20 protein-coding genes are annotated in these 26,544 nt (G+C 60.9%); 11 read left to right on the top strand and 9 right to left on the bottom strand.

The genetic code is table 11. From position 1 onward, the window contains the following. Positions 1-125: 125 nt before the first annotated feature. Complete coding sequence (locus GIV26_RS07740; protein ID WP_236279993.1) at positions 126-1,028, bottom strand: homocysteine S-methyltransferase family protein; 903 nt, start codon at positions 1,026-1,028, stop codon at positions 126-128. A 114-nt stretch (positions 1,029-1,142) separates the two neighbouring features. Here GIV26_RS07740 and GIV26_RS07735 point away from each other — a divergent pair, with 114 nt between their 5' ends. The 5 genes from GIV26_RS07735 (at position 1,143) to GIV26_RS07715 (ending at position 8,562) form a co-directional block, all read left to right on the top strand. Then, positions 1,143-1,964: an ABC transporter substrate-binding protein gene (locus GIV26_RS07735; protein ID WP_034129145.1), complete on the top strand. Its 822-nt coding sequence runs from the start codon at positions 1,143-1,145 to the stop codon at positions 1,962-1,964. Continuing rightward, positions 1,961-2,731, top strand: a complete 771-nt coding sequence (locus GIV26_RS07730; protein WP_014720547.1) for an amino acid ABC transporter permease — start codon at positions 1,961-1,963, stop codon at positions 2,729-2,731. Before GIV26_RS07735 ends, GIV26_RS07730 begins: the two co-directional genes overlap by 4 nt. A gap of 155 nt (positions 2,732-2,886) precedes the next feature. Continuing rightward, positions 2,887-5,853 (top strand): autotransporter outer membrane beta-barrel domain-containing protein, encoded by a 2,967-nt coding sequence (locus GIV26_RS07725; RefSeq protein WP_236279991.1) that lies wholly within the window; start codon positions 2,887-2,889, stop codon positions 5,851-5,853. A gap of 144 nt (positions 5,854-5,997) precedes the next feature. Next, positions 5,998-7,293, top strand: a complete 1,296-nt coding sequence (locus tag GIV26_RS07720) for an autotransporter outer membrane beta-barrel domain-containing protein (protein WP_236279982.1) — start codon at positions 5,998-6,000, stop codon at positions 7,291-7,293. Positions 7,294-7,626: 333 nt separating this feature from the next. Next, positions 7,627-8,562, top strand: coding sequence for a hypothetical protein (locus GIV26_RS07715; protein ID WP_127880328.1), 936 nt, complete (start codon positions 7,627-7,629; stop codon positions 8,560-8,562). Between the two features lie 74 nt (positions 8,563-8,636). On the opposite strand, the gene oadA is transcribed toward GIV26_RS07715, so the two are convergent. Both oadA and GIV26_RS07705 read right to left on the bottom strand, forming a co-directional pair. Further along, positions 8,637-10,445, bottom strand: coding sequence for a sodium-extruding oxaloacetate decarboxylase subunit alpha (gene oadA, locus GIV26_RS07710; protein WP_034129149.1), 1,809 nt, complete (start codon positions 10,443-10,445; stop codon positions 8,637-8,639). Positions 10,446-10,456: 11 nt separating this feature from the next. After that, entirely contained in the window at positions 10,457-11,872 is a 1,416-nt protein-coding gene (locus GIV26_RS07705; RefSeq protein WP_003195732.1) for an acetyl-CoA carboxylase biotin carboxylase subunit, read from the bottom strand. Between the two features lie 194 nt (positions 11,873-12,066). Between GIV26_RS07705 and GIV26_RS07700 the strand changes: the two genes are divergently transcribed. After that, positions 12,067-13,041 (top strand): LysR family transcriptional regulator, encoded by a 975-nt coding sequence (locus GIV26_RS07700; protein WP_034129151.1) that lies wholly within the window; start codon positions 12,067-12,069, stop codon positions 13,039-13,041. Here GIV26_RS07700 and GIV26_RS07695 read toward each other — a convergent pair. The 3 genes from GIV26_RS07695 to GIV26_RS07685 form a co-directional block, all read right to left on the bottom strand. Beyond that, positions 12,971-13,168 (bottom strand): PA3496 family putative envelope integrity protein, encoded by a 198-nt coding sequence (locus GIV26_RS07695; protein ID WP_073526287.1) that lies wholly within the window; start codon positions 13,166-13,168, stop codon positions 12,971-12,973. The genes GIV26_RS07700 and GIV26_RS07695 overlap by 71 nt on opposite strands. Positions 13,169-13,430: 262 nt before the next feature. Then, positions 13,431-14,297 carry a transcriptional regulator HexR gene (hexR, locus tag GIV26_RS07690; protein WP_003177007.1) on the bottom strand — a complete coding sequence of 289 codons (867 nt, stop codon included), beginning with the start codon at positions 14,295-14,297 and terminating at the stop codon, positions 13,431-13,433. Positions 14,298-14,459: 162 nt separating this feature from the next. Beyond that, positions 14,460-17,333, bottom strand: a complete 2,874-nt coding sequence (locus GIV26_RS07685) for a putative bifunctional diguanylate cyclase/phosphodiesterase (RefSeq protein WP_236279980.1) — start codon at positions 17,331-17,333, stop codon at positions 14,460-14,462. A 277-nt stretch (positions 17,334-17,610) separates the two neighbouring features. On the opposite strand from GIV26_RS07685, the gene uvrD reads away from it, so the two are divergent. From uvrD to GIV26_RS07670, 3 genes are all read left to right on the top strand, one after another. Then, a complete protein-coding gene (gene uvrD, locus GIV26_RS07680) occupies positions 17,611-19,794 on the top strand; it encodes a DNA helicase II (protein ID WP_014720554.1) in 2,184 nt (727 codons plus the stop codon). A 306-nt stretch (positions 19,795-20,100) separates the two neighbouring features. Then, complete coding sequence (locus GIV26_RS07675) at positions 20,101-20,967, top strand: Tim44 domain-containing protein (RefSeq protein WP_003195740.1); 867 nt, start codon at positions 20,101-20,103, stop codon at positions 20,965-20,967. Between the two features lie 135 nt (positions 20,968-21,102). Continuing rightward, the gene (locus GIV26_RS07670) at positions 21,103-21,510 is read left to right on the top strand and encodes an SMI1/KNR4 family protein (RefSeq protein WP_034129154.1); all 408 of its coding nucleotides are present in this window, start codon (positions 21,103-21,105) and stop codon (positions 21,508-21,510) included. A 69-nt stretch (positions 21,511-21,579) separates the two neighbouring features. On the opposite strand, the gene GIV26_RS07665 is transcribed toward GIV26_RS07670, so the two are convergent. Then, entirely contained in the window at positions 21,580-23,340 is a 1,761-nt protein-coding gene (locus GIV26_RS07665) for a cation:proton antiporter (protein ID WP_054916952.1), read from the bottom strand. 273 nt (positions 23,341-23,613) lie between these two features. On the opposite strand from GIV26_RS07665, the gene GIV26_RS07660 reads away from it, so the two are divergent. After that, positions 23,614-24,099: an acyl-CoA thioesterase gene (locus GIV26_RS07660; RefSeq protein WP_003195747.1), complete on the top strand. Its 486-nt coding sequence runs from the start codon at positions 23,614-23,616 to the stop codon at positions 24,097-24,099. Positions 24,100-24,161: 62 nt separating this feature from the next. On the opposite strand, the gene pdxY is transcribed toward GIV26_RS07660, so the two are convergent. After that, positions 24,162-25,034 (bottom strand): pyridoxal kinase PdxY, encoded by an 873-nt coding sequence (gene pdxY / locus GIV26_RS07655; protein ID WP_032878650.1) that lies wholly within the window; start codon positions 25,032-25,034, stop codon positions 24,162-24,164. Positions 25,035-25,151: 117 nt separating this feature from the next. Between pdxY and GIV26_RS07650 the strand changes: the two genes are divergently transcribed. Beyond that, positions 25,152-25,547 (top strand): DUF3301 domain-containing protein, encoded by a 396-nt coding sequence (locus GIV26_RS07650; RefSeq protein WP_003195752.1) that lies wholly within the window; start codon positions 25,152-25,154, stop codon positions 25,545-25,547. Here the strand turns inward: GIV26_RS07650 and GIV26_RS07645 are convergent. Next, positions 25,541-26,503, bottom strand: a complete 963-nt coding sequence (locus GIV26_RS07645) for a CobW family GTP-binding protein (RefSeq protein WP_236279978.1) — start codon at positions 26,501-26,503, stop codon at positions 25,541-25,543. The genes GIV26_RS07650 and GIV26_RS07645 overlap by 7 nt on opposite strands. Positions 26,504-26,544: the final 41 nt, after the last annotated feature.

The raw sequence follows: 26,544 nt of genomic DNA, 5'->3' as shown, positions 1-26,544 counted from the left end.
ACTCACATGTGTGGGAGCTGGCTTGCCTGCGATACAGACACCTCGGTGTATCAGGCAAACCAGTTGATGCCATCGCAGGCAAGCCAGCTCCCACATTGGAGGGTGGCGACTCTCGGAACTTAGGCTCAGCCAGCCAACTTCTGGGCCAGCACCGCAATATGCTCCGGTCCGATGCCGCAGCACCCACCCAAATGGCTAGCGCCGCGCGCTTGCCAATCGGCCGCCCATTGCAAGTAACCGGGCGGGTCGAGGTCGTCGCGCAACGGGTCCAGACCATCGTTGGCCGTGGCTTCCTTGGGTTGCGGTGGGAAAGCGTTGGCGTAGGCGCCGATCTGAATCGCTACACCCAATCGTTCGAAAGTTGCCCGCGCCGCATCAATGGCCGCGCCGATCACTTCCGGCTGGCTGCAGTTGAACAGCAATACCTGCACGCCCAGTTGCGCCGCCGCCTCGGCTGCGTCCGCCACCGGTTCGCCGGAGCGCAAGCGCGGCACCTCGTCGGTGTCTTCGTCTTTCAAGGTAAACGACAGCCAGAACGGCTTGCCATCTTTCGGCAACCCGGCATGGATCGCACGCGCTTCAGCGATTGAGCTCTGGGTTTCCGCCAGCCACAGATCGACATGCGGCGCCAGGCCGTTCACCAAGGGGGTGAGCAACTCACTGACGCGCTCGGCCTGGAACAGATCTGGGCGATAAGAGCCAAACAGCGGTGGCAGTGAGCCGGCTACCTGCACGGCTTTACCGGAGACCTGCACCGCCCGTCGCGCCAACTCACCGGCCAGGGCGGCGAGCGCCTGCCCTTCTTGGGCAAACCGCGCTTCGCCAATGTGGAACGGCACCACCGCGTAACTGTTGCTGGTGATCACATTGGCACCACTGTCGATGTAGGCCGCGTGCACCGCCTCCACCGCTTGCGGCGCTTCGCTCAAGGCCAGTGCCGACCATTCCGGCTGACGGAACGGCGCGCCACGGCGTTGCAGTTCACGGCCCATGCCACCATCGAGAATTACTGTGCTTACTGCGCCCATATGCTTTTTACTCATATGCTTATGAAAATAACTCACTATGAGAGTCGTTCTTATAACTATTTAATGCGTACCGTTCGGTTAATAACAACCTCTTTTTTATTCAGGTGTTCGATTTTGAAATTCAGACCGCTGTTGGCCCTGGGCCTGACGATGTTGGCTGCTTCAACCCAAGCCTTTGGCGGTGCCACGCTGGATCGTGTCGAGCAGAAGAAAGAGCTGGTCGGCGTGCTGATGGAAAGCTATCCGCCGTTTTCATTTCTCAATGACCAGAACCAGCTCGACGGTTTCGACGTGGACGTGGCCAAGGCCGTGGCGCAAAAACTGGGCGTGAAGTTGCGCCTGGAAACCCCGTCCTGGGACGTGATCGCCGCCGGCCGCTGGAGCGGGCGCTACGACATCTGCATCTGTTCCATGACCCCAAGCAAGGCACGCGCCGAGGTGTTCGACTTCCCGGTGGAGTACTACGCCTCGCCCGCCGTGATTGTGGTCAATGCCAAGGACGACCGCATCCACGAAGCCAAGGACCTGAGCGGCAAGAAAGTCGGCCTCACCAGCGCCTCTAGCTACGAAAGCTACCTGAACAAGAACCTGGTGATCGAAGGCGCCGAAGACACGCAGTTGCAGTACCCGTTCGAGGAGGTGCAGATCGCCCCGTACGACACCGACAACGTGGCGTTCCAGGATCTGGGCCTGGGCGCTGGCGTGCGCCTGGATGCGATCCTCACCAACCTGGTCACCGCGCAGCCGCGCCTGACCCAGGACAAGCGTTTCAAGCTCGCCGGTGCGCCGCTGTACTCGGAGCCCAACTCGGTGGCCATCGAGAAAGGCGACCCGCAGTGGGACAGCAAAGTGCGTGAGGTCTTCGCCCAGCTCAAGCAGGACGGCACCTTGAGCGCGCTGTCGCAAAAATGGATCGGCGCCGATATAAGCCGATGAGTTTTCGCCTACGGCTTTACCTGACCTGGGCGGCGCTGTTCGCGCTGTTTGCGAGTTTCTTCCTTAGCTTTGACCTGAAGTTCTCGATCATCCTCGACAAGCTGCCCAACCTGGTCGGCCTGCACCTTGCGCCCAACGGCTTCCTGCAAGGCGCGGCGCTGACGCTGTTCTTGTGCCTGTGCGCCATTGTCGCGTCGTCGGTGCTGGGCTTTATCACCGCGTTGGGGCGCCTGTCCAAAAGTGCCGTGGCGTTCGGCATTGCCAGTTTCTACGCCTCGTTCTTTCGCGGCACGCCGCTACTGATCCAGATCCTGTTGATCTACCTGGGCCTGCCGCAATTGGGGCTGGTGCCAGGCGCCATCGTCGCCGGGATCATCGCGTTGTCACTGAATTACGGCGCCTACCTGAGCGAGATTTTCCGCGCTGGCATCCTCGGCGTGCCCCATGGTCAACGCGAGGCTGCGCTGGCCCTGGGCATGCGCGACAGGGCGATCTTCTGGCACGTGACCCTGCCCCAGGCCATGCGCACCATCATCCCGCCGGCCACTAACCAGTTCATCTCGATGCTCAAGGATTCGTCGCTGATCTCCGTGATGGGCGTGTGGGAAGTGATGTTTCTGGCGCAGTCCTATGGCCGCTCAAGCTACCGCTATATCGAGATGCTCACGACGGCGGCGATCATTTATTGGGTGATGTCCCTGGGGCTCGAATTGATCCAGGCGCGGATGGAGCGGCATTTCGGCAAGGGCTACGTGCGGCGCGGTTGACGTGCAGAATGTGCAATATATTGCAGCGCTCAGGCTGAATAGGCTCAAGGATCTGCAATAGATTGCATATTCATTGTCGTCATCTTTTCGACACATTCCTGCAACTCCCCTCCGCTATACAGGTCGACTCGCTTGCCATAACAAGGTCGCCCAGCATGCCCCCGTCTCCTCAACGCCTCGCGCTCGCCATCACCCTGTTGGCCAGCGGTGGTTTCATCGAAGCAGCCGCAGCCAAGACCCTGCAGATCGACACGCCTACTACCCAGGGGCAAACCTTGGGGGGCAGTGATACGTTGACCACGTCGGCGCCTGGCAGCATTACAACCTCTGGGGTGGCGGTGACGCTCAAGGACGGCACCCGCGGTGCGGGGGTGGTGGTGACTAACGCGGGCAAGCTGGTCTCCAGTGGCGGTCGGGGTATCGACAGTTCAGGAAGTGTCAGCGGGGAGCGCAGGTACAGCATTTACAACCTTGCCGGCGGGGTGATCCAAGGCGCCAATGATGCGTTGCGCATCAACAGTAACGTTGCCAGCGGCAGCGTGCTGATCGACAACAGCGGCACCCTTCGCTCGGCCACCGGCCAAGGGCTGGACCTGGATGCGCTGCGCAGCAGCAACGTCACCACCACGATCATCAACCGTGCCGGTGGCTTGATTCGCGGGGAGGCCAGCGACGGCATGAAGACTGGCGCCAACGCCTCTATCACTAACTACGGTGAGATCTCCACCGGCAACACCTTCTCCCGCGATGACAAGTTCGATGGCGTGGACATCGACTCCGCCAGCGGCGTGACGGTGACCAACTATGGCCTGATTTCCGGTGGCCGCCATGGCATCACCACGGACGAGGGCGCCACGCTGACCAACTACGGCACGGTGATCGGCCGCAACGGCTCGGGCTTTGGTTCCGATGGCGACGGCACAGTGATCAACCACGGCACCATCACCGGCGCGTTCTCCGGGCTGCAACCGGATGGCGACGGTGACGGCGTGGACATCGACAAGATCGCCCATATCGAAAACTACGGCGTCATCCAGGGTGTCGGCGCCGGGGGTGTCGACAAGAACGGCTTTGCCAACGGCAGCGACGGGATCGCCCTGGGCGGCGGCGCTATCTACAACGCCCAGGGCGCGCTGATCAGTGGTGCCAACAATGCCATCCTGGTGGACGACGGCAGCGACGGGCCCGGGCTTGCGACTACCACCCTGGAGAACCACGGCACGATTCAAGGCCTGGATGGCTTTGGTGTGAAGTTCGTCGGCAATTACGCCGACACAGTCATCAATAGCGGCACGATCAGTGCCAGCAATGGCCTGGCCCTGGACTTGGGCGGCGGTGACGACCACGTGATCTTGCGCAATGGCAGCCGCTTTATCGGCACAGTGGACGGCGGCAGCGGTTACGACCGACTGACCCTGGACGACGTCGCAGGGGGCAGTTTTGGCGACAGCCGCAACCTTGAATGGCTGGAGGTCAAGCAAGGCATCTGGACGTTGACCGGCCAGGGTGATTTCAGCGACGGCGGCGAGATTTCCAGCGGTGCCAAGCTGGTCAACCAAGGCGGCATTGCCGGTAATGTGACGGTCGATGCAGGCGGTGTGTATGCCGGCGGCGGCTCGGTGGGCAGCCTGCTGATGAACGGCACCCTGCAGACCAACACCGCATTGGGTACCGCCAGCATCAGCCGTGACTTGCGCATGGGCAGCGGCTCGACCCTCGCCTATGGCGTCAACGCCGACGGCAGTAGCGCACCGATCAAGGTCGGCGGCACCGCTTACCTTAATGGCGCGACCCTGGCGGTCAACCCCGGCGAAGGCACCTACCCGTGGCAAAGCCATTACAGCGTGCTGCAAGCCGGTAGCATCAACGGCACGTTTGGCAAGGTTACCAGCGACTACGCCTTCCTGACCCCAACCCTGGACTACAGCGCCACTCAAGTCGGCCTCACGTACACACGTAACGACATCGCCTTCAACCAGTTCGCCAGCACCGCCAACGGTGCCAGCGCCGCCAGCAGCCTGGCGGGCCTGGGCACGAACAATCCGCTGTACAACGCCCTGCTCAATACCACCACCGCCACAGCCGGTGCAGCCATCGAGCAACTGGCGGGCAGCAGCACTGCCAGCCTCACCAGCGCCACCCTCAATGCCAGTGCTCAAGTTGGCAACAGCATGCTCGCCGCCATGCACCAGGTGGGCGGCGGTGCGGGACTGCTGGTGGGGCTGGACGGCAAAGACACACCCGCACTGGCGGCCACCGGCGTACCCGCCGAGGTGCGCAACCTCAATGACCCGAACGCCCGCGGCCGCCTGTGGCTGCAAGGTATCGGCAGCTACGGCAAGCTCGACGGCGAGCACGGCAGTGACGGTTTGACCCAACGCACCAAGGGCACAGTGCTCGGTGCCGATTGGGCGCTGGACGGCGACTGGCGCCTGGGTGTGCTGGGGGGTTATTCCAAGACCGACCTGGACACCGCCGGTGTGGACGGCAGCGTCGACAGCTGGCACGCCGGCGTCTATGCCCTGCGCCAGAGTGGCCCACTGGCCTTGCGCCTGGGTGCTGCCTACAGCGGGCACCAAGGCGACAGTAAACGCACGGTGGCCTTCAACGGTTTTAACGACCGCCCCAAAGGCGACTATGACGCCAACAGTCAGCAGGCTTTTGCTGAACTGGGATACGCCCTTGGCGCAGGTCGCTTGAGCGCAGAGCCGTTCGCCAACCTGGGCTACCAGCGCTACCAGCGCGACGGCTATAACGAAAAAGGCGGCGCCGCTGCGTTACACGTCAAGGGCCAGACCCAGGACAACTTCAGCAGCACCTTCGGCCTGCGCCTGGTGCACCTGAGCCAGCTGGACAACGGCGTCAGCCTCACACCCCGCGCCAGCGTTGGCTGGAAGCACACCTATGGCGATGTCGACAGCACCACCGGCCAGGCTTTCCTGGCCGGGGGCACGGCGTTCAATGTGCAAGGCAGCGCCCTGGATCGGGACAGCCTGTTGCTGGAAGCGGGCCTGGACTTGGGTTTATCCGCCCGCCATCGCCTGGGCCTGGGCTATACAGGCGAAGTGGGCGGCAACAGCCGCAACCATGCACTGACCGGCCAATGGCAGATGAGTTTTTAATCGCACCGTACTAGAGACAACTCCCGCAAATCAGGGGTCGATGGCCTGACAGTTATCCCCCCCTCACCTCGCCTAAATTCCCGGCCTCATTAATCAAGAGGTTGGGACTGCATGCCATTCACCTTACAGCGACTCGTGCTCGTCATGTCCTTCGGGCTGGCCGCCAGCAGCATTCAATTTGCCCAAGCGCAGGGAAGCGTGGAACACGTGTTCGATCGGTCCGGGATCACAGAACTGACCGGGTCAATCAATCGTGACGGCGTCTTGCATCGCCTTTCGACAGACGCCCCCGTCGATTTTTACCTGGCCGAACACACAAACACTCGCAACGGCCAGCGCCTGGCCCTGGCCGTGGACGCGGCGGTCAAATCGCTACTTGAATCAGACAAACTCACCCCCTGGGACAGGTACGAACTGTGCAATATCGGCGAATACCTCAATAACCTCGCACCGGGGAAGGTCGCTCAGGCCCTCGAACAACTCGCGGGCAGCCAGAACGCCAACCTTGCCGCAGCCACCCAAATGAGCACGCAACAGGTCAGCGACACGCTGCTCTCGGTCCTGCGCGACCTGCCAGCAAACGTCGCAGACGATGCCGATGGCCGCATCTGGGTAAAAGGCCTCAGCCACAACGGCAAACTTGACGGCCAATATGGCAGCGTCGGGTTGCAGCAAAGCACCAAGGGCGTTGTTCTGGGCGCCGACTGGGCAGTCGATCACGCTTGGCGTGCCGGTGTGGTGGGAGGCAAATCCGAAAGCGAGTTTGAGCACAAGCGTTTCAAAGCAGCGCTCGACAGCTGGCATCTGGGCGCATACGCCGTACGCCAGGACGGCCCGCTGGCTCTGCGCCTGGGTGCCATCTACAGCAACCATGACGGGCAAAACAAACGCGGTGTCGATATCGACTTCTTGGGTTATCGCGAGCAACTCAAAGGCAAATACACGGCCCAAAGCCAAACCGTGTTTGGCGAAATGGGCTACCAGCTGGGCAAGGATACGTTAAGCGTCGAGCCGTTCGCAGGCTTGGGGTACCAGCGCTACCATCGTGAAGGCTTCAAGGAAAAAGGCGGCTTTGCGGCGTTGAATGTCGGTGCGCAAACCCAGCAAAACCTCAGCAGCACCCTGGGGCTTCGCTTGGGCAGCCTTTATCGTTTTGATAACAACATGAGCCTGTCCCCGCATTTGAGCACCCACTGGAAGCACCTCTACGGCGACGTGCAAAGCAGCGTGAAGCAATCTTCCCGACTGATTGACCTGACCGGAGAAAAGAGTGATTTCACCGTCGATGGCGTCTCGCTGAACCGCGACAGCCTGGCCCTGCGCACGGGGTTGGACATAGGCCTTTCTGCTCATCAGGCACTGAGCGTCGCGTACACCGCTGAGGTCGGCAGTAACAGCCGTAACCATGGGCTGGTAGGCGAATGGAAGATGGGGTTTTAAGACAGCAACTGAGGAAACTTCACGCTCAAGCCGGTTACAACGCCTGACATTAAGCCGGTGATTGTGCTCGCTACACTCCGGCCTCCTACACCGAAGAGGCCGGAAACCATGATCTCGCCATTCTCGTATATCCCTTCCATGGGCATGCTGTTTGCCCATGGCACCCAGTCCCTCGCCGCTGCCGTCACCCCGGCCACACCAGCAGAGCCACCTGCACACCCGCCAGCGTTGTCTGGCGAGCTCAAGACTGCCCATAGCCAACCGTCCAATGGCTTGCTCAATACCCATACCATCAAACTCATGACTACCCCAGGCTCAGCGAGCAGTCACGGTATGAATATCGACCACTTGGCCAAACTGACCCAAAGCGACGCCAATCTGGCTAACCCCCACCTCATGACAGCCGTTGAAATCGTCAACAGCCCGGATGTACAGATCAAGGCGCCTGTTCATGGCTTGGTCAGCTCCGGGCTCACCTCTGTCTGGCTGGATAACCGAGGGGGCATCACCGGTGCAACAGGCACGGGTGTGAAGCTGGACGGAAATAAAGCCGATGAAGTGACCAATCAGGGCGTTATCACCGGCGGCAACGGCGTAGCCCTCGACATGGGAGGCGGTGACGATCTGTTGATTATCAAGAAAGGCAGCCGTTTCAACGGCGAAGTGGATGGGGGCAGTGGCACCAATCAGGTGATTCTCGACGATGCTGAAGGAGGGACTTTTGAAGGGGCGACAAGAATGCAGCATCTGTGGGTCGGCAAAGGCTCCTGGGAGCTGACCGGTGCACTGCACGCCAACCGACAAGGCAAGGTGTACAGCGACGCGACGTTGATCAACCGTAGTGGGATCAAGGGCACAATGGATATCGAGCCGGGCGCGAGCTACTCCGGCGGTAACGTCGACAATCTTAACGTAGCCGGCACCCTGCTGCTCGACCCCGCTATTACGGCGCGGACAAGGATCACCAATGATCTGAATCTGAAACCAGGATCGAGCGTGAATTTCAAAATCGGCGTGGATCAACAGCACTCCGTGCTGAACGTCGGCAACACATTAACGTTGGGGAACCCCACCCTGCACCTTGACGTACAGCCAGAGAGCGACGAGTTGCTCAAGCGCCAGCTACCCATCGCCAAAGCGACCACCATTGATGGGAGGTTCGGCGCCATCAGCAGTAACCTGACCACCCTGGAACCTGAATTGATCTACACCCCGAAGGGCATTTTTGTCGAATTCAAACGCAAGGAGAGCCCGGCAATCACCGCCTGATGGTCAAAAAATCAGCAAAAAAAAGGGGGCACATGCCCCCCCGAGGTTTAAGCGGTAGTTGGAAGGCTGAGTAATCAGCCTTCGATCTCGATCAGGATTTCCCCAGGGTTCACCCGGTCGCCCTTGGCCACATGAACAGCGGCGACCTTGCCGGCAATCGCTGCCTGCACTTCGGTCTCCATCTTCATGGCTTCGGTAATCAGCACGGCCTGGCCGGCCTTGACCACGTCGCCGACCTTGACCAGCACATCGACGATATTGCCCGGCATCGCCGTGCTGACATGGCCCGGTTCGGTCGCGTGCTTGCGCTTGCTGCCGCCGCTGCTGACAAATTCGTTTAGCGGCTCGAACACCACTTCTTCCGGCATGCCGTCGATGGACAGGTAGAAGTGACGCTTGCCTTCGGCCTTTACACCGACACCGGTGATATCCACACGGTAGCTTTCGCCGTGCACGTCGATAACGAATTCGGTCGGTACACCTTCACCGCCAGCACGGGCCACGCCGCCCGCTTCCGGGATCGGCAACAACACTTCAGGGGCCAGGGTGCCGGCGTCGCGTTCTTCGAGGAACTTGCGCCCGATGTCCGGGAACATGGCGTAGGTCAGCACGTCTTCTTCGGACTTGGCCAATGCGCCGATTTCGCCGCGCAGCTTGGTCATTTCCGGCTTGAGCAAATCCGCCGGGCGCACGTCGATCACGTCTTCGCTGCCGATGGCCTGGCGGCGCAGTTTTTCGTTCACCGTGCCCGGCGCCTTGCCGTAACCGCCTTGCAGGTAGAGCTTCACTTCGTTGGTGATGGTTTTGTAGCGCTCGCCGGCCAATACGTTGAAGAACGCCTGGGTGCCAACGATCTGCGAGGTCGGCGTTACCAGTGGCGGGAAGCCGAGGTCTTCACGCACTCGTGGAATCTCGGCCAGCACTTCGCTCATGCGGTTCAGAGCGCCCTGCTCTTTGAGCTGGTTGGCCAGGTTGGAGATCATCCCGCCCGGCACCTGGTTGACTTGCACACGGGTGTCGACGGCGGTGAATTCGCTCTCGAACTGGTGGTACTTCTTGCGCACGGCGTAGAAGTACAGGCCGATCTCTTGCAGCAGTTCCAGATCGAGGCCGGTGTCGAACTCGCTGCCTTTAAGGGCTGCGACCATCGACTCGGTGCCCGGATGGCTGGTGCCCCAGGCAAAGCTGGAGATGGCCGTATCGATGTGGTCGGCACCGTTTTCGATGGCCTTGAGTTGGCACATCGCGGCCAGGCCGGCGGTGTCGTGGGAGTGGATAAAGATCGGCAGGTTCTGCTCGGCTTTCAGCGCCTTGACAAGCTCGCCAGTGGCGTAGGGCGTGAGCAGGCCGGCCATGTCCTTGATCGCGATGGAGTCGCAGCCCATGGCTTCCAGTTGCTTGGCCTGGGCCACGAACGCTTCCACGGTATGCACTGGGCTGGTGGTGTAGGCGATAGTGCCTTGTGCATGTTTGCCAGCGGCTTTCACCGCTTCAATGGCCACGCGCAGGTTACGCACGTCGTTCATTGCATCGAAAATGCGGAACACGTCGATACCGTTGACCGCCGCCTTGGCCACGAAGGCTTTGACCACGTCGTCGCTGTAATGGCGGTAGCCCAGCAGGTTCTGGCCGCGCAGCAGCATTTGCAGGCGCGTATTGGGCAGTGCGGCACGCAGTTGGCGCAGGCGCTCCCACGGGTCCTCCTTGAGGAAGCGCACACAGGCGTCGAAGGTCGCGCCGCCCCAGACTTCCAGGGACCAGTAGCCGACTTTGTCGAGCTTGTCGCAGATCGGCAGCATGTCGTCGGTGCGCATGCGGGTGGCCAGCAACGATTGGTGGGCGTCGCGCAGGATGGTGTCGGTTACGAAGATCTTCTTGCTCATTGTTATATTCCTCACAGGCCTGCGTGGGCGGCGATGGCGGCGGCGATGGCCAGGGCCAGCTCTTCGGGTTTGCGCTTGATCGAGTAGTTGGTCAGCTCAGGGTGGCTTTCCACAAAGCTTGTATTGAACTGGCCGCTACGGAATTCCGGGTTGCGCAGGATTTCCTGATAATAGGCGGCAGTGGTCTTCACGCCTTGCAGGCGCATGTCGTCCAGGGCACGCAGGCCGCGGTCCATGGCTTCTTCCCAGGTCAACGCCCACACCACCAGTTTCAGGCACATGGAGTCATAGAACGGCGGGATGGTGTAGCCGGTGTAGATCGCCGTGTCGGTACGCACGCCGGGGCCGCCAGGGGCGTAGTAACGGGTGATCTTGCCGAAGCTTGGGAGGAAGTTGTTCTTCGGGTCTTCAGCGTTGATACGAAACTGCAACGCGAAACCACGGTGCTGGATATCTTCCTGCTTGACCGACAACGGCAGGCCGGAGGCGATGCGGATTTGCTCGCGAACGATATCGATGCCGGTGATTTCTTCGGTGATGGTGTGTTCCACCTGCACCCGCGTGTTCATCTCCATGAAGTACACCTCGCCCTCGGCGAGCAGGAACTCCACGGTGCCGGCGTTCTCGTAGCCCACGGCCTTGGCGGCGCGCACCGACAGATCGCCGATGTAGGCGCGCTGTTCCGGGGTCAGTTGCGGGCTGGGGGCGATTTCGATCAGCTTCTGGTTGCGACGCTGGATCGAGCAGTCACGCTCGAACAGGTGCACCACGTTGCCAAAGCTGTCGCCGAGGATCTGCGCCTCGATGTGCTTGGGATTGACGATGCATTTTTCCAAGAACACTTCCGCCGAACCGAAGGCCTTGGTGGCTTCGGAAATCACGCGGGGAAAGGCTTGTTCAAGTTCTTCGCGACTGTTGCAACGACGAATGCCACGGCCGCCACCACCGGAGGTGGCCTTGAGCATCACCGGGTAACCGATACGGTCGCCTTCAGTGAGGGCTTCGTGGATGTCGGCAACGTTGCCTTCGGTGCCCGGCGTGACCGGCACACCGGCCTTGATCATGCTGCGGCGCGCTTCGGTCTTGTCGCCCATGCGGCGAATCACTTCTGCCGAGGGGCCGATGAACTTGATGCCGCGCTCGGCACAGATATCTGCCAATTCGGCGTTTTCCGACAGGAAGCCGTAGCCGGGGTGCAGCGCATCGCAGCCGGTTTCCACCGCCAGGTTCACCAGCTTGCGCGGGTTCAAGTAACCGGCGAGCGGCTCGGCACCGATGCTGTGGGCTTCGTCGGCACGCTTGACGTGCAACGCATGGCGGTCGGCGTCCGAATAAACCGCGACCGAGCGAATGCCCATCTCGGCGCAGGCACGCACGATTCGTACGGCAATTTCACCACGGTTGGCGATCAGGATCTTTTTTATCACTTGGAAATTCCCTTGAGCCGATTTGCGTGCTTCGACCCGTTGCAGCCGGGCCGGCGCGTGACCAAATGTTTCATGACAGTCGCGAGACACACACTATGCGCACAGGAGAATTAACAAAAATCAATAATTATTGGGTTGTGTATAAGTAAAGACTTATAGTTAGCCGGAACACCAAGGGGCCGAGGCTTTATAAAATGCGTAAGTCATTGATGCGTATGACATTGCGTCAATTGCAGATCTTCAATGAAGTGTGTGATTTGCGTTCCTACAGCCGTGCCGCCGAGGAAATGTCCCTCACCCAACCGGCGGTCAGCCTGCAAATTCGCCAGCTGGAAGAACTGATCGGCCAGCCGCTGTTCGACTATGTCGGCAAAAAACTCTACATGACCGAGGCCGCCGAAGCTTTGCAACGGGCCAGCCGCGACATCTTCGGGCGCCTGGAAAACCTCGATATGCAGCTGTCGGACATGCAGGGTTCACTGCAAGGCCAACTGAAACTGGCGGTGGAGTCCAGCGCCAAGTATTTCGTGCCGCACCTGTTCGCCGCCTTCAAGCGCCAGCATCCGGAAGTGCAATTGCAGCTCACGGTGGTCAACCGTGCCCAGGTGATCCGCCGGCTCTCGGACAACCGCGACGACCTGGTGATCATGTCCATGGTGCCCCAGGACATGGGCCTGGAATTCCTGCCGTTTCTCAACAATCCGATTGTCGCCGTGGCGCTGCCAGATCATCCGTTGAGCCTGCAAGGGCCACTGCGCTTGCAGGACCTGGAGCCTTATACCCTGCTCATCCGCGAGCCGGGCTCTGGCACGCGACTGGCCTGCGAGGAATACTTCAAGGAAAAACGCGTGCACTTCACCCAGACGGTGGAAGTGGCCTCGGCCGAGGCGCAGCGTGAATGTGTGAGTGCAGGGTTGGGCGTGGCATTGCTGACGCGCCACGCCTTGAACCTGGAGTTGGCCACCGGCGGGCTCAAGGAGCTGCCGGTGGAAGAACTGCCGCTGTACCGCAGTTGGTGCCTGGTGCAGGCCAAGGCTAAACGCCTGTCACCGGTGGCCCATGCGTTCCTGGGCTTTATTCGCAGCGAACGGGTGCAGATCAGCGCGCTGGCTGAGCGTTTCGCTGGGCAGCCACGGGTGCCTGCCAATGCAGTTCCGGGTAGTCACTGATGCTCTGGAGCAACTGGCGCTCCTCGCAACGGTCTTCGATGGCGCGACGGAACGCCATGCGGCGCTGGTCTTCCTGCTGACGACGGGTCTTGACGGTGCTGTTGCTGTCTTCGTAGGGCCGGGTCATTTGGAGTCTCCCAATGCGAGTACGGGGAGTACAGGATGGGCGTGGGGGATGACGGTTTGGCGGCGCGGGGATTACAGGTTGATGAATCTTGCGAAATTGACGCAAACTCCCTGTGGGAGCTGGTTCGCTGTGGCGAGCAAGCTTGCTTGCGCTGGGGTGCGAAGCGCCCCCAAAAAGCCGGAGACTGCTGCGCAGTCAGCGGGAGCAAGCTCCCTCGCCACAGCAAGCCAGCTCCCACACTTTGACCGAGTATGGCCTGGGCTTAGTCGTCGAGGGCTTTGACGGATTTTGGCGAGAGGCGAAGGCTACGCAAGCTGCGCTTCACGCTCTTGAGGTGGTTGACCAGGCTCGGGCCACGGGCCATGGCCACGCCCATCGCCAACACGTCGATGACCACCAGGTGGGCAATGCGCGAGGTCAGCGGCGTGTAGATTTCGGTGTCTTCATGCACGTCGATCGCCAGGTTCACCGTGGACAACTCCGCCAATGGCGTCTGGCTCGGGCACAGGGTAATCAACGACGCGCCGCTCTCACGCACCAGGTTGGCGGTGATCAGCAGGTCTTTGGAACGACCTGATTGGGAAATGCAGATGGCCACGTCAGTGGGCTTCAAGGTCACCGCCGACATCGCCTGCATGTGCGGGTCGCTGTAGGCCGCGGCGGTCAGCAGCAGGCGGAAGAACTTGTGCTGGGCATCGGCCGCCACCGCGCCGGACGCACCGAAGCCGTAGAACTCGACGCGCTGGGCCTGGGACATTGCGGTCACGGCCTTTTGCAGCTCCACCGGGTCGAGCTTCTCACGCACTTCCATCAAGGTGTGCAAGGTGGTGTCGAAGATTTTCAGGCTGTAGTCGGCAACGGAGTCGTCTTCATGGATTGCAAACTGGCCGAAGCTCGCCCCGGCAGCCAGGCTTTGCGCCAGCTTGAGCTTGAGGTCCTGAAAGCCGGAGCAACCAATGGCGCGGCAGAAGCGCACGATGGTCGGCTCGCTGATGCCCACGCTGTGGGCCAGGTCGGCCATGGAACTGTGCATCACAGCCGCAGGGTCAAGCAGCACATGATCGGCAACCTTGAGTTCCGATTTGCGTAACAGGTGGCGCGACTGGGCGATATGTTGCAACAGGTTCAAAGGGCAGGACTCTTGTTATTGGCAGGCGCCAGGGATGTAGCAAGCTTGTAGTTATACTACAAGAATTGTCGTTTTGCCCGTTAGATGCATCACTAAATCGCCCTGCTCCCCTCTGATTCAGCGGGCAGCCGCTATGTAGCCATAAAGGCGGCCTACGCTGCGTTAAGAAAAATCTGCGTTTTTGCGTAACAAATCCGCCAGCCCTTCGGCCCTCATGGGCGGGCTGATCAGGTAACCCTGTACCTCGTCACACTGCTCACCGCGCAGGAAATCCAGCTGCTGCTGATCCTCCACCCCTTCGGCCACTACCTTGAGCGCCAACCCGTGGGCCATGGCGATGATCGCACGGGTGATGGCCGCATCCTCGCGCCCCTGGCCAAGCCCCCGGATAAAGGCCTGGTCGATTTTTACGTAGTCCACCGGGATACGCTTGAGGTAGCTGAGGGACGAATAACCGGTGCCAAAGTCGTCGATGGCCAGCTTCACCCCCAGGTCGCGCAATTGCTGGAAGGTGGCGATGATGTGTTCAACGCTGTCGAGCAACTGGCTTTCGGTCAGTTCCAGCTCCAGGTACTGCGGGTCCAGTGCGGTTTCCTCCAGCACTTGGCGCACCAGGCTGACCAGCTTGCCCTGGCGCAGCTGATGCACCGACAGGTTGACCGACACGCGAATCGGCGCCAGCCCCTGACGCTGCCATTCGCAGGCCTGCCAGCAGGCCTGGCGCAGCACAAATTCGCCCAACGGCACGATCAAGCCGGTTTCTTCCGCCAAACCGATAAAGTCACTCGGCGGCACCATGCCCCATTGCGGATGCTCCCAGCGGACCAACGCCTCGGCAGCCTTCAGCTTGCCAGTGACCAGGCACAGCTTGGGTTGGTAAAACACCGTGAGCTGACGCTCGTCGATGGCTTTGCGCAGGTGGTTTTCCAGCTGCAAACGCTCCAGGGTGCTGGCTTGCAGGCTGTCGGTGAAGAACTGGAAATTATTCCCGCCCAAATGCTTGGCGTGCTGCATCGCCATATTCGCCTGGCTGACCAGTGCAGAAATCTCCCGTGCGTTATCAGGCAGCAGGCTGACGCCCATAGAGGCGCTTACCACCAGCTCATGGCCCTGCACGTTCACCGGCACGCGCAGCTTCGCCAGCAACCGGGTCGCCACCCGCGCCAGGCTGGATAAGTTGCCATAGGCGTCAAACAGTACGGCGAACTCATCACCGGACAGGCGCGCAATGGTGTCGGCCTCCGGCAGCGCGTTGATCAAGCGCCGCGCCATTTTCTGCAGCAGTTGGTCGGCCACTTCATGGCCCAGGCTGTCATTGAGCAATTTGAAGCGGTCGAGGTTGATATGCAGCAGCGCGAGGCTGCGACCGCCTTGGCGCACCCGCTGGTGAGCTTCGCGCAGCCGTTCGCGAAACAGCGAGCGGTTGGCCAGGCCGGTCAACTCGTCGTAGTGGGTGAGGTAGCGCATGCGCTCTTCCGACTCGCGCCGGGCGGACAGATCGGCGAAGAATCCTACGATATGACTGACGTTCCCCCGTACATCACGCACCACATTTAGCTGTAGCCATTGCGGGTACAGTTCGCCGTTCTTGCGCGTCTCCACCAATTCGCCCTGCCAGGTGCCGTGGCTGAGCAATGCCTGGCGGATCAGCGGGAAGTGGCGCCGCGCATCGCGACTGCTGGGCAGTTCCACGACGTTGCGGCCAAGCATGTCGTCGATGTCGAAACCGGTGACGCGGCTGAACGCCTGGTTCACGGCGATCAGCGCGTAGTTCGGGTCGAGGATCACAATGCCTTCGCTGGCCGCCTCGAACACCGTCGAAGCCAGGCGTTGCTGCTCCTCCACCGCCTTGCCGGCGCTGATGTCGCGGCGCGTGCCCAGCATACGGACGACGCGGCCACTGGGCGTGCGCTCCACGGCGCGCCCGCGGTCTTCGATCCACACCCAATGCCCATCGCCATGACGTATCCGGTACTCCACCTGATAGTCCTCGCTGCGGCCTTTGAGATGCTCTACCAGTGCGTGCTTGAGCAGTGGCAGATCGTCGGGGTGCAGGCGCGGTTTGAGGTGGCTGAGCATCGCCGTGACGTATTCGGGCTCCAGGCCAAACAACTCCTTGAGTTGCGTGTGGTGGACCTCGTCGGTTTGCAGGTTCCAGTCCCACAGGCCCAGCTCACTGGCTTGCAGGGCCATAGCCAGGCGCGCTTCGCTTTTACTCAAGGCGAGGCTGGCAGCATCCAATTGCTGGCTGCGTTGCGCCACACGATCTTGCAGACCGACCTGGGCTTCACGCAAGTTCTGCTCCACCTCGCGGCGCTGCTCGACTTCGCGCACCAGGTCCTGGTTCAACTGCTCACTGCGTTGCTGCGCCTGCTGTAAATGCTCGATCAGGGCCTGGTTCTGGAAACGGCGCAACAACCCGCGCTGGATCAGGCGGTTGACCTGCCACGCGACCAGGCTCAGGGACGCCAGCAGGATCAGCCCGAGCACGCCCCAGCCTTGTTGCTGCGGGGTGCCATCCCAGAACAGGTAGACGATGGCCGGCACCAGGCACGGCAAGGCAAACGACAGGTAAGCCCAAAAGCTCACGGCATAGGCCACGCTGGCCGACAAGGTGGCGGCGCCGATCAGGCCAAACACCCAGGCCTGATGCATGAAGCTGTCCGTGGGCACCAGGGCAATGGCCGCAACGGAGAGGGTCAGACCACTGACCGCCGAGCCGAGCATGAACATACGGCGCCACACAGGCTGGGCCTGCCGGCTGGGCATGGCCGAATCAAAGGCTGCCACTTGAATCACGCGCATCGCCACCAGGGCAAGCAGCCAGAGCAGCCAGACGCTGTCCAGCAGGTACTGATTGGGGTTCCACAGCAACCAGGCGCAGACCAGGCCGTTGACCAGCATCAGCAGCGTCGGCAGCAACGAACCTTGATACAGCAGGCGCGTGCGCTCAACCGCGATTTCGGTTGCATAGTGTTTACGGATGACCTGCGCTGGGGCCGGCGAGGGGCCAAACAGGTCGGTGCTAAGGGTCATAGGCGGTGTTCTTATAATGGTGAGCCCGAAACGTCGACGGAGCATACACAAGCAAGCGCCTGGGCCAAACTGCTACAAGTCATAAAAAACCTGCTGCGATTGGCCGCAAACCTTTGGCCCAGACCGCTTGAGCAAGACACAGCATGGGCTGCGGGCGATGACCAACCGGTCATCACCCCCGTCAGAATGTTCGCCCGTCGGTAGCTTGCAGGCGTTTTGCATCGACCATCCGGCATTGGGATTTGCCCAGGCCCCCCAAGGCCCATAGAATGCGTCGATGCGCGATGATCTCTCTCTTTTGCTGAACTCCCTCAACGATGCCCAACGCCAGGCCGTAGCGGCCCCCGTTGGCCGTCAGTTGGTCCTGGCCGGTGCTGGCTCCGGTAAAACCCGAGTGCTGGTGCACCGTATTGCCTGGTTGATCCAGGTCGAAAACGCGTCCCCGCATTCCATCCTGTCGGTGACCTTCACCAACAAGGCTGCTGCCGAGATGCGTCATCGCATCGAGCAGTTGATGGGCATCAGCCCGGCCGGCATGTGGGTGGGCACCTTCCACGGCCTGGCGCACCGCCTGTTGCGGGCGCATTGGCAGGAAGCCGGACTGAGCCAGACCTTCCAGATTCTCGACAGCGACGACCAGCAACGCCTGGTCAAGCGCGTGATCCGCGAACTGGGCCTGGACGAACAACGCTGGCCGGCGCGCCAGGCACAGTGGTTTATCAATGGCCAGAAAGACGAGGGCCTGCGCCCGCAACATATCCAGGCCAGCGGCGACCTGTTCCTGGCCACCATGCGCAGCATTTATGAGGCCTATGAAGCGGCCTGCGTGCGCGCTGGCGTCATCGACTTCTCCGAACTGCTGCTGCGTGCCCTCGACCTGTGGCGCGACAACCCCGGTTTGCTGGCCCATTACCAGAAACGCTTCCGCCATATCCTGGTGGACGAGTTCCAGGACACCAACGCCGTGCAGTACGCCTGGTTGCGTCTACTGGCCAAGGGCGGTGACAGCCTGATGGTGGTGGGCGATGACGACCAGTCGATCTACGGCTGGCGTGGCGCGAAAATCGAGAACATCTACCAGTATTCCGAAGACTTCCCGGACGCGGTGACCATCCGCCTGGAGCAGAATTACCGCTCCACCGCCGGGATCCTCAAGGCGGCCAACGCCTTGATCGCCAACAACACCGGGCGCCTGGGCAAAGAGCTGTGGACCGACGGCGGCGAAGGCGAAGCGATCAACCTATACGCGGCGTTCAATGAGCACGATGAAGCGCGCTACGTGGTCGAAACCATTGAAAGCGCACTGAAAACCGGCCTGGCCCGCAGCGATATCGCGATTCTGTACCGTTCCAACGCCCAATCACGGGTGCTGGAAGAGGCCTTGCTGCGCGAACGCATCCCGTACCGCATCTACGGCGGCCAGCGCTTCTTCGAACGTGCCGAAATCAAGAACGCCATGGCCTATCTGCGCTTGCTGGAAGGCCGGGGTAACGATGCAGCGCTGGAGCGGGTGATCAACATCCCGGCGCGTGGCATTGGCGAGAAAACCGTCGAAGCGATCCGCGACCATGCGCGCCATGCCGATGTGTCGATGTGGGAAGCCATGCGCTTGCTGATCGCCAACAAAGGCCTGACTGGCCGTGCTGCGGGGGCGTTGGGGGTGTTTGTCGAGCTGATCGAGAACCTGGCCGCCAAGTGCGCAGAGATGCCGCTGCACCTGATGACTCAGACCGTGATCGAGCAGTCCGGGCTGATCGCCTATCACGAAGCGGAAAAAGGCGAGAAAGGCCAGGCCCGGGTAGAAAACCTTGAGGAACTGGTCAGCGCCGCCCGCGCGTTCGAAAACACCGAGGACGACGAAGAGCTGACGCCGCTCGCCGCCTTCCTGGGCCACGCCTCGCTGGAAGCCGGCGATACCCAGGCCGACGAGCATGAAGACAGCATCCAGCTGATGACCTTGCACAGCGCCAAAGGCCTGGAATTCCCTTATGTGTTCCTGGTGGGCATGGAAGAAGGCCTGTTCCCTCACAAGATGAGCCTGGAAGAGCCCGGCCGCCTTGAAGAAGAACGCCGCCTGGCCTACGTGGGCATCACCCGGGCGATGCAGAACCTGGTGATGACCTACGCCGAGACCCGACGCCTGTATGGCAGCGAAACCTACAACAAGGTGTCGCGCTTCGTACGTGAGGTGCCGAAAGGGCTGATCCAGGAAGTACGCTTGTCCAACAGCGTCAGCCGCCCGTTCGGCGGTGGCCAGCAACAGAACTCCAGCAGCATGTTTGCCGGTTCCGAAATACCGGAAACCCCGTTCAGCCTGGGCCAGCAGGTCAAGCATGCGATCTTCGGCGAAGGCGTGATCCTCAACTTCGAAGGCGCAGGCGCCCAGGCGCGGGTGCAGGTGAACTTCGCCGAGGGCAGCAAGTGGCTGATGATGGGTTACGCCAAGCTCGAAGCGGTCTGAGCTGATCACCTGTGACCATAGATTGCTTCCGCTGGCGTGCGCAGCGCGCCCGTTTTTTGGGGCTGCTGCGCAGCCCAGCGGGAGCAATCTCTGGCCACAATAAGCCCACCATCATGAAACACTGCGTAACATGAAGATTATTGGCCCAGCCTTGTTTTAGAGGCGTGCGGGCCAATATCTGTAATTGGTCCTACAGACCCTTCGGATTTGGTCTTACGCAAAAGCCCGAAACATTATGCCGCTAGCCTCTGCCACGACACCTGTGCAACATGGCGCGCGTGCAATCCACAAATGGGAATTCCCTATATGAAACGTTTTCTTAGCATCGCCATGGCGTTGTGCATCGGCCTGACGATGAGCCTCGACGCCAACGCCAAACGCTTCGGTGGCGGCAAAAGCTCGGGCGCGGCACCGACTCACCAGACCAGCCAAATGGCTCCATCCGCCGGTGCCGGCGGTGCTGCGGCTACTGCAGGCGCAGCCGGTGCCGCTGGCGCTGCTGCCAAGGCCGGCGGTGCTTCGCGTTGGCTGGGCCCACTGGCCGGCATCGCCGCCGGTGGCCTGCTTGCGTCCATGTTCATGGGCGACGGCTTCCAGGGCATGCAGATCTTCGACATCCTGATCATGGGCGTCATCGCCTTTTTGGTCTTCCGCTTTATCGCCGCCCGTCGCCGCAAGCAGCAGGAGCACCTGGCTCCAGCCGGCGCGCCGATGCAGCGTGAAGCGTTCGAACAGAAGCCTGCCATGGGTTCGATCTTCGGTGGTTCGGCAGCCCCTGCCGCCCGTCCGGTGATCAACGCACCGGCTTGGTTCAACGAAGAGCGTTTCGTCGAAGCGGCCCGCAGCCACTTCCAGTCCCTGCAACAGCACTGGGACGCCAACGAAATGGACAAGATCTCCGAGTTCGTGACCCCGCAGTTGCTGGAGTTCCTCAAGCGCGAACGTGCCGAGATCGGTGACGCCTTCCAGTCGACCTACATCGACGACCTGCGCGTACAGCTCGATGGCGTGGATGATCGTGCCGACAAGACTATCGCCACCCTGACCTTCAGCGGTGTGTCGAAGTCCTCGCGCTTCGACCAGGGCGAAGTGTTCAGCGAAAGCTGGAATATGGAACGCGCCCAGGGCGACGACCAGCCATGGCTGGTCGCCGGTATCCGCCAGAACGGCTAATACCTGCTCGTTTGAGCAAGCGGTAACAAAAACCCCGGACATGTCCGGGGTTTTCTATTTCACGGTTGCACTTATAGCGAGCTACTGTATAAAACGCCCCTATAAACCGCGCCATCTAGCAAGAGGATCCCGGCCGTGGAAGAAATCATCGAACAACTGCGTGAAGCCAACGAACCGGTCCCGGTGCCTTTGGAGCTGCCTGACGAAGACCTGCTGGTGGAAATCGAGGAACAACTGTTCATCGACATCCCCTTTGTCTTCCGTGAATTCTTGCTGACCGTCAGTGACGTGGTCTACGGCAGCCTGGAGCCGGTGACCGTCACCGACCCACAGTCCCACACTTACCTGCCAGACGTTGCCGCCAACGCCTGGGATGCCGGTGTTGATCGCAGCCTGATCCCTATCTGCCAGGACGGCGACGACTACTATTGCGTCGAAGAAGACGGCACCGTCGTGCTGTGGTCCGGTGAGGAAGAACTGGTTACTGAAGAAACCTGGGAATCGGTGTGGCACTGGGCACGGGACGTCTGGCTGGAAAGCTGATACTTGACGGCTTTTGTGGCGAGGGAGCTTGCTCCCGCTGGGCTGCAAAGCAGCCCCCGCCAACGCCAGTCAGTGTTCCGTATCCTTGTGGTTATCCAGCGTCTCCAGCAACGCAACCTGCATCCGCGTATGCACACGGATAAACCAGCGCCAGAGCACTGCAGCCACCGCCGCCGTGACCACGGCAATCAACACCAGCAACTTGTTGGTCGGCAGAATACTGGCCGACAAGGCTGCCAATAGCAGGAAGATCACCAGCAGCGACAAGAGGGGGATCAGCTCCGCAATCACCCTTCGCACACGTTGGGTATGCCTCCCGGCCATTTCTGGTTTCACGCTCATCTCCGCCAGCAGCATCGACAGCGCCTTGAGCTTGCGATACGCCGCAATCAGAAACGGCAACGACACCAGCAGCGCCCCGCCCCAGATCAACGCCTTCTGCCAACTCTGATCGCTGACCCAGCCCTCGAGATACCCACCGATGCGCTCCGCGAAAAAGCTGCCGGCAAAGAAGATCGCGGTCACCAACGCCAGGTTTACCCCGACCTGCAGGATGATCTTGCGGATCATCGCGGCCAACATCGCCCCCTCGCCCTGTGGCTGAATGCTGCGCAACCATTCGCCATACATGCCGAACACTCGGCTCATACGCTTGGGCATTACCGTCGCGATCTTCAATGACAGCGGGTCCGCGCCACGAATCAGGTAGGGCGTGAGCAGCGTGGTGATCGCCGAAACGGCCACCGCCACTGGGTACAGAAAGTCGCTGGTGACCTGCAGGGTCATCCCCAGCGCTGCGATGATGAAAGAAAACTCGCCAATTTGTGACAGCCCCATACCCACCCGCAGCGAGGTGCGACCATCGTTGCCGGCGATAAACGCGCCCAGCCCGCAAGACAGCATCTTGCCCAACACCACGGCCACGGTGATCACCGCAATGGGCCAGGCGTATTGCAGCAGGATCTGCGGGTCGATCATCAAGCCAATCGCCACGAAGAAAATCGCGCTGAACATGTCGCGAACGGGTTCGATCAGGCGTTCGATCTTAATCAACTGCCGGGATTCAGCCATGATCGCGCCGATCAAAAAGGCCCCGAGCACCATGCTGTATTCCAACTTCACCACCAGCAGGCAGAAACCAAAGCACAGCCCCAATACCGTGATCAGCAGCATCTCGTTGCTTTCAAACTTGGCCACATAAGCCAGCAGGCGCGGCACCAGCAAAATACCAATCACCAGCGCAACGATCATGAACAGCGAGAGCTTGCCGACAGTGGAGAACACCTCTCCGGAGCTGACCGTGCCACTCACGGCGATGCTCGACAGCAAGGCAATGATGCCGATACCCAGGATGTCCTCCACAATCAGCACACCGAAAATCAGCTGGGCGAACCGCTGGTCTTTCATCTTCAGGTCATTGAGGGCCTTGACGATAATGGTGGTCGAGGAGATTGCCAGGATCGCGCCGAGGAACAGCGAGTCCATGGTGCTCCAGTCGAACCAGCGGCCGATCTCGTAGCCGATCCAGATCATCAGTACGATTTCCAGGAACGCCGCGATAAACGCCGTGGCCCCGACTTTGAATAGCTTGCGCAGGCTGAATTCCAGGCCCAGGCAGAACATCAGGAAGATGACCCCCAGCTCCGCCAGGGTCTTGATCGTGTCTTCATCGTGGATCAGGCCAAACGGCGGAGTGTGGGGGCCGATAATGAAGCCGGCGACGATGTAGCCCAATACCACCGGCTGCTTGAAGCGGTGAAACAGGATGGTGACCACCCCTGCCACCAGCATGATCACGGCCAAGTCCTGGATAAAGCTGATGGCGTGCATGGCGAGGGGCTCCTTGAGGGTGCCGGCGCTTTTCCCACTTCCGGCCGCGGGTCGGAAAAGTCTGCCTTGATCGTAAGAAAAGCCCCGAGAAGGGCTTTTGAAGGGTAACACCGCGACTTCTGCTGGAAAGCCGGTGCAATATATGGAAACAGATCGCTGCGCGCGTGACGGCAAGCCGCCTGACGGCGTCCCGTTAGGGATGGCGCTGCAAAGACTTTGAGTACCCGCAGAGGTGCCTCCCCCCAACCAATGCCTACAACCCGTGAGTGTGCTATGGAACCCGGAAACGCCCAGCTGTCGATGACGGTACTGATGACCCCTGACATGGCCAACTTCTCTGGCAATGTGCACGGCGGCACGCTGCTCAAGTACCTCGACGAAGTGGCCTATGCCTGCGCCAGCCGTTATGCCGGTCGTTATGTGGTCACGCTGTCAGTAGATCAGGTGATCTTTCGCGAGCCGATTCATGTCGGTGAGCTGGTGACCTTCCTGGCGTCAGTCAACTACACCGGCAATACGTCGATGGAAGTGGGCATCAAGGTGGTGACCGAGAATATCCGTGAACGCTCGGTGCGCCATACCAACAGCTGCTTCTTCACCATGGTGGCCGTGGACGACCAGCGCAAACCTGCCGCCGTACCGCCGTTGCAGCCGCAGAACAGCGAAGACAAGCGCCGCTTTGTGCAGGCTCAGCAGCGTCGGCAGATTCGTCAGGAACTGGAAAAGCGCTACCGGGAGATCAAAGCCGACGCGCCGTAATTTATAAACCCAATCAAAATGTGGGAGCGGGCTTGCTCGCTCCCACATTGGATTCTGTGTCATTACAGGCTGATCGGTGTGGCTTCGAAGCGCACACGAGGATGGGCAATACGGTCCTGGGCCCGCACCAGTTCCAGTTCATAACTGGCGCAAGCCTGGGTTTCCAGCAGCACTTCATGCACGGCTGCGGCGGTGAATTCAAAGGCAGCCACCAGGCTATCACCCAACAGCACCCGCGCCAGAAACAGGCCCGACGTCAGGTCGCCCACGCCCACTGGCTGGCGCGGAAACGCCAGCAGGGGGCGGCGCAAGTGCCAACTGCCCTCAGCTGTCACCAGCAGCATTTCAAAACCTTCTGGCAGTTTGCCTGGGTAATCCAGGTGCTTGACCAACACCGCCTTGGGCCCGCGCGCCAGCAAGGCCTTGGCCATCGCCAGGCAATCGAACAGCGATTGCGGCTTGCGCCCGGCAAAACTGTCCAGCTCCAGTTGGTTGGGGCACAGGAAGTCCGCCATGGCGGCGGCTTCATCCAAAAGGAAATCGCTGACCTCCTGCGGCACGATGCAACCCTTTTCCGGGTGGCCCATCACCGGGTCGCACAGGTACAGCGCCTTGGGGTTGATCGCCTTGATGCGCGCCACACCGCTGAGGATGGCGCGGCCCTGGTCGGCACTGCCCAGGTAACCGGACAGCACCGCATCACAGTTGCCCAGCTCGCCAATCGCGGCAATACCCTCTACCAGCGCAGGAATTTGCTGCGGCGCCAACACTTCGCCCGCCCACTGTCCATACTGTGTGTGGTTGGAGAACTGCACCGTGTTGAGCGGCCAGACGTTCACCCCGACCCGCTGCATGGGGAACACGGCGGCGCTGTTTCCGGCGTGGCCGAAGACCACATGAGACTGGATCGCAAGCAGGTGAGGTGTACGTTTCATGCGGGAGATTTCCGTAAAACCGTTGAATTTCTGGCCGAGCAGTATGCGACTAAACGCAGCCTGTACGACAGACCGGCGACACAGTTAAGCTGCGCTCACTTTGTTGGAGTTCACGTAATGCTGACCCTGGGAAACATCTTCGTCTTGATGCTGCTGGCCACCGGCGCCGCCTGGGTTTGGCACAACCACGGCCTGCGTGAACGGGCGCTGGCGCGGGTCAAGCAGCATTGCGCCAAGCTCGATATCGAGCTGCTTGACGGTGCCGTGGCGCTCAAACGCATCGGTTTCGTCAAGGATGCCAATGGCCGCCGACGCCTGGCGCGTATCTATAATTTCGAGTTCACGGTGACCGGCGAAACCCGGCATGCCGGGGTCATCACCCAATTCGGCGCCCACAGCGCGCAGATCGAACTGGCGCCCTACCCGTTCGAAACCAAGGAGCCGCTGCCCAGCGCCGAGATCATCGAATTGAGCCAGTGGCGCCAGGACCACGCCAGCAAGAAACATCAGTAACGGCAGGCTGCCAGGGCGCTTTGCAATGCGGCCACGTTCTGTGGTGCGCTGAAGATCAACTCAACACGTGAATCGCGCCGCCAAGCGCTGGGTTGCCAGTGCAGTGGGCTGTTATCCACAGCGTTGGCAGACACCCAACCCTCAACGCTGTGGATAACCAATTTGGCACGGCGCCAGTCGATACTCGATAGCCACTGATGCAGACGGCTGACATCGAATCGCTGGCTTGGGTGCCAGCGCCAGCCAATGCTCCAGCCGCCCTCCTGGCTCTGACTCAGACAGATCGGCAACCCCGGGTCGCTCCAGATCGCCGGCATTTGCCCCACCGCTTCAGGCACGCCGAAATTATCCACCGCTACTTGGGCCCGTGCTTTCAAACCGGGCAACCGGTCGAGTGGCAGTTGCGCCTGGCGTGTCCAATAGAGCGGGCAATCGGGTAATTGCACTTCAATCGCCTGACGTTGCACCGCAGTCAGCGTCTCGTCCTTGTTCAACACCAGCAGACCGGCACTGCTCAACGCCTCCTGCTGTGCCTGCGGCAACGGCTTGCCCGCTGCCAAAGCCTGAGCATCGAGTACCAGCACGCACGGCTGCACAGCGAGCACGTCTTGCCATGGTGCGTGCCGCAGTTGCTTGAGCAATTGCGCCGGATGGCCCAAGCCTGAGGGCTCGATAAACAACCGGTCCGGCTTAGCCTTACGCAACAAGCGGCCCAGCCCTACCTGGAACGGTGCACCGTTCACACAGCACAAACAGCCGCCAGCCACCTCGCCCAAGGCGATGCCGTCATCGTCTTGTGTGAGTAGGGCTGCGTCCAGGCCGATCTGGCCGAACTCGTTGATCAGCACCGCCCAGCGCTCGTTGGCCGGGCGCTGGGCAAGCAGGTGCTTGATCAGGCTGGTCTTGCCGGCGCCCAAGGGCCCTGCAATCACGTGGGTAGGAATGTTCTGCAACATGAGAGGCATCGTTCAGGCCGTGTAGAGCGTTTGATCCTACG

It is taken from the genome of Pseudomonas sp. PA-1-3F (genome assembly GCF_021609665.1).
GTDB lineage: Bacteria > Pseudomonadota > Gammaproteobacteria > Pseudomonadales > Pseudomonadaceae > Aquipseudomonas > Aquipseudomonas paracarnis.
Note: the sequence above shows the minus strand (reverse complement) of the source record. Positions and strands in the feature narration are given on the sequence as shown.

What these genes read in the sequence shown, in the direction of transcription:
- GIV26_RS07740 (WP_236279993.1), bottom strand. Translation starts at nt 1,028, where the DNA reads ATGGGCGCAGTAAGCACAGTAATTCTCGATGGTGGCATGGGCCGTGAA.
- GIV26_RS07730 (WP_014720547.1), top strand. Translation starts at nt 1,961, where the DNA reads ATGAGTTTTCGCCTACGGCTTTACCTGACCTGGGCGGCGCTGTTCGCG.
- GIV26_RS07725 (WP_236279991.1), top strand. Translation starts at nt 2,887, where the DNA reads ATGCCCCCGTCTCCTCAACGCCTCGCGCTCGCCATCACCCTGTTGGCC.
- GIV26_RS07720 (WP_236279982.1), top strand. Translation starts at nt 5,998, where the DNA reads ATGTCCTTCGGGCTGGCCGCCAGCAGCATTCAATTTGCCCAAGCGCAG.
- GIV26_RS07715 (WP_127880328.1), top strand. Translation starts at nt 7,627, where the DNA reads ATGAATATCGACCACTTGGCCAAACTGACCCAAAGCGACGCCAATCTG.
- oadA (WP_034129149.1), bottom strand. Translation starts at nt 10,445, where the DNA reads ATGAGCAAGAAGATCTTCGTAACCGACACCATCCTGCGCGACGCCCAC.
- GIV26_RS07700 (WP_034129151.1), top strand. Translation starts at nt 12,067, where the DNA reads ATGCGTAAGTCATTGATGCGTATGACATTGCGTCAATTGCAGATCTTC.
- GIV26_RS07695 (WP_073526287.1), bottom strand. Translation starts at nt 13,168, where the DNA reads ATGACCCGGCCCTACGAAGACAGCAACAGCACCGTCAAGACCCGTCGT.
- GIV26_RS07685 (WP_236279980.1), bottom strand. Translation starts at nt 17,333, where the DNA reads ATGACCCTTAGCACCGACCTGTTTGGCCCCTCGCCGGCCCCAGCGCAG.
- uvrD (WP_014720554.1), top strand. Translation starts at nt 17,611, where the DNA reads ATGCGCGATGATCTCTCTCTTTTGCTGAACTCCCTCAACGATGCCCAA.
- GIV26_RS07675 (WP_003195740.1), top strand. Translation starts at nt 20,101, where the DNA reads ATGAAACGTTTTCTTAGCATCGCCATGGCGTTGTGCATCGGCCTGACG.
- GIV26_RS07665 (WP_054916952.1), bottom strand. Translation starts at nt 23,340, where the DNA reads ATGCACGCCATCAGCTTTATCCAGGACTTGGCCGTGATCATGCTGGTG.
- GIV26_RS07660 (WP_003195747.1), top strand. Translation starts at nt 23,614, where the DNA reads ATGGAACCCGGAAACGCCCAGCTGTCGATGACGGTACTGATGACCCCT.
- pdxY (WP_032878650.1), bottom strand. Translation starts at nt 25,034, where the DNA reads ATGAAACGTACACCTCACCTGCTTGCGATCCAGTCTCATGTGGTCTTC.
- GIV26_RS07650 (WP_003195752.1), top strand. Translation starts at nt 25,152, where the DNA reads ATGCTGACCCTGGGAAACATCTTCGTCTTGATGCTGCTGGCCACCGGC.
- GIV26_RS07645 (WP_236279978.1), bottom strand. Translation starts at nt 26,503, where the DNA reads ATGTTGCAGAACATTCCTACCCACGTGATTGCAGGGCCCTTGGGCGCC.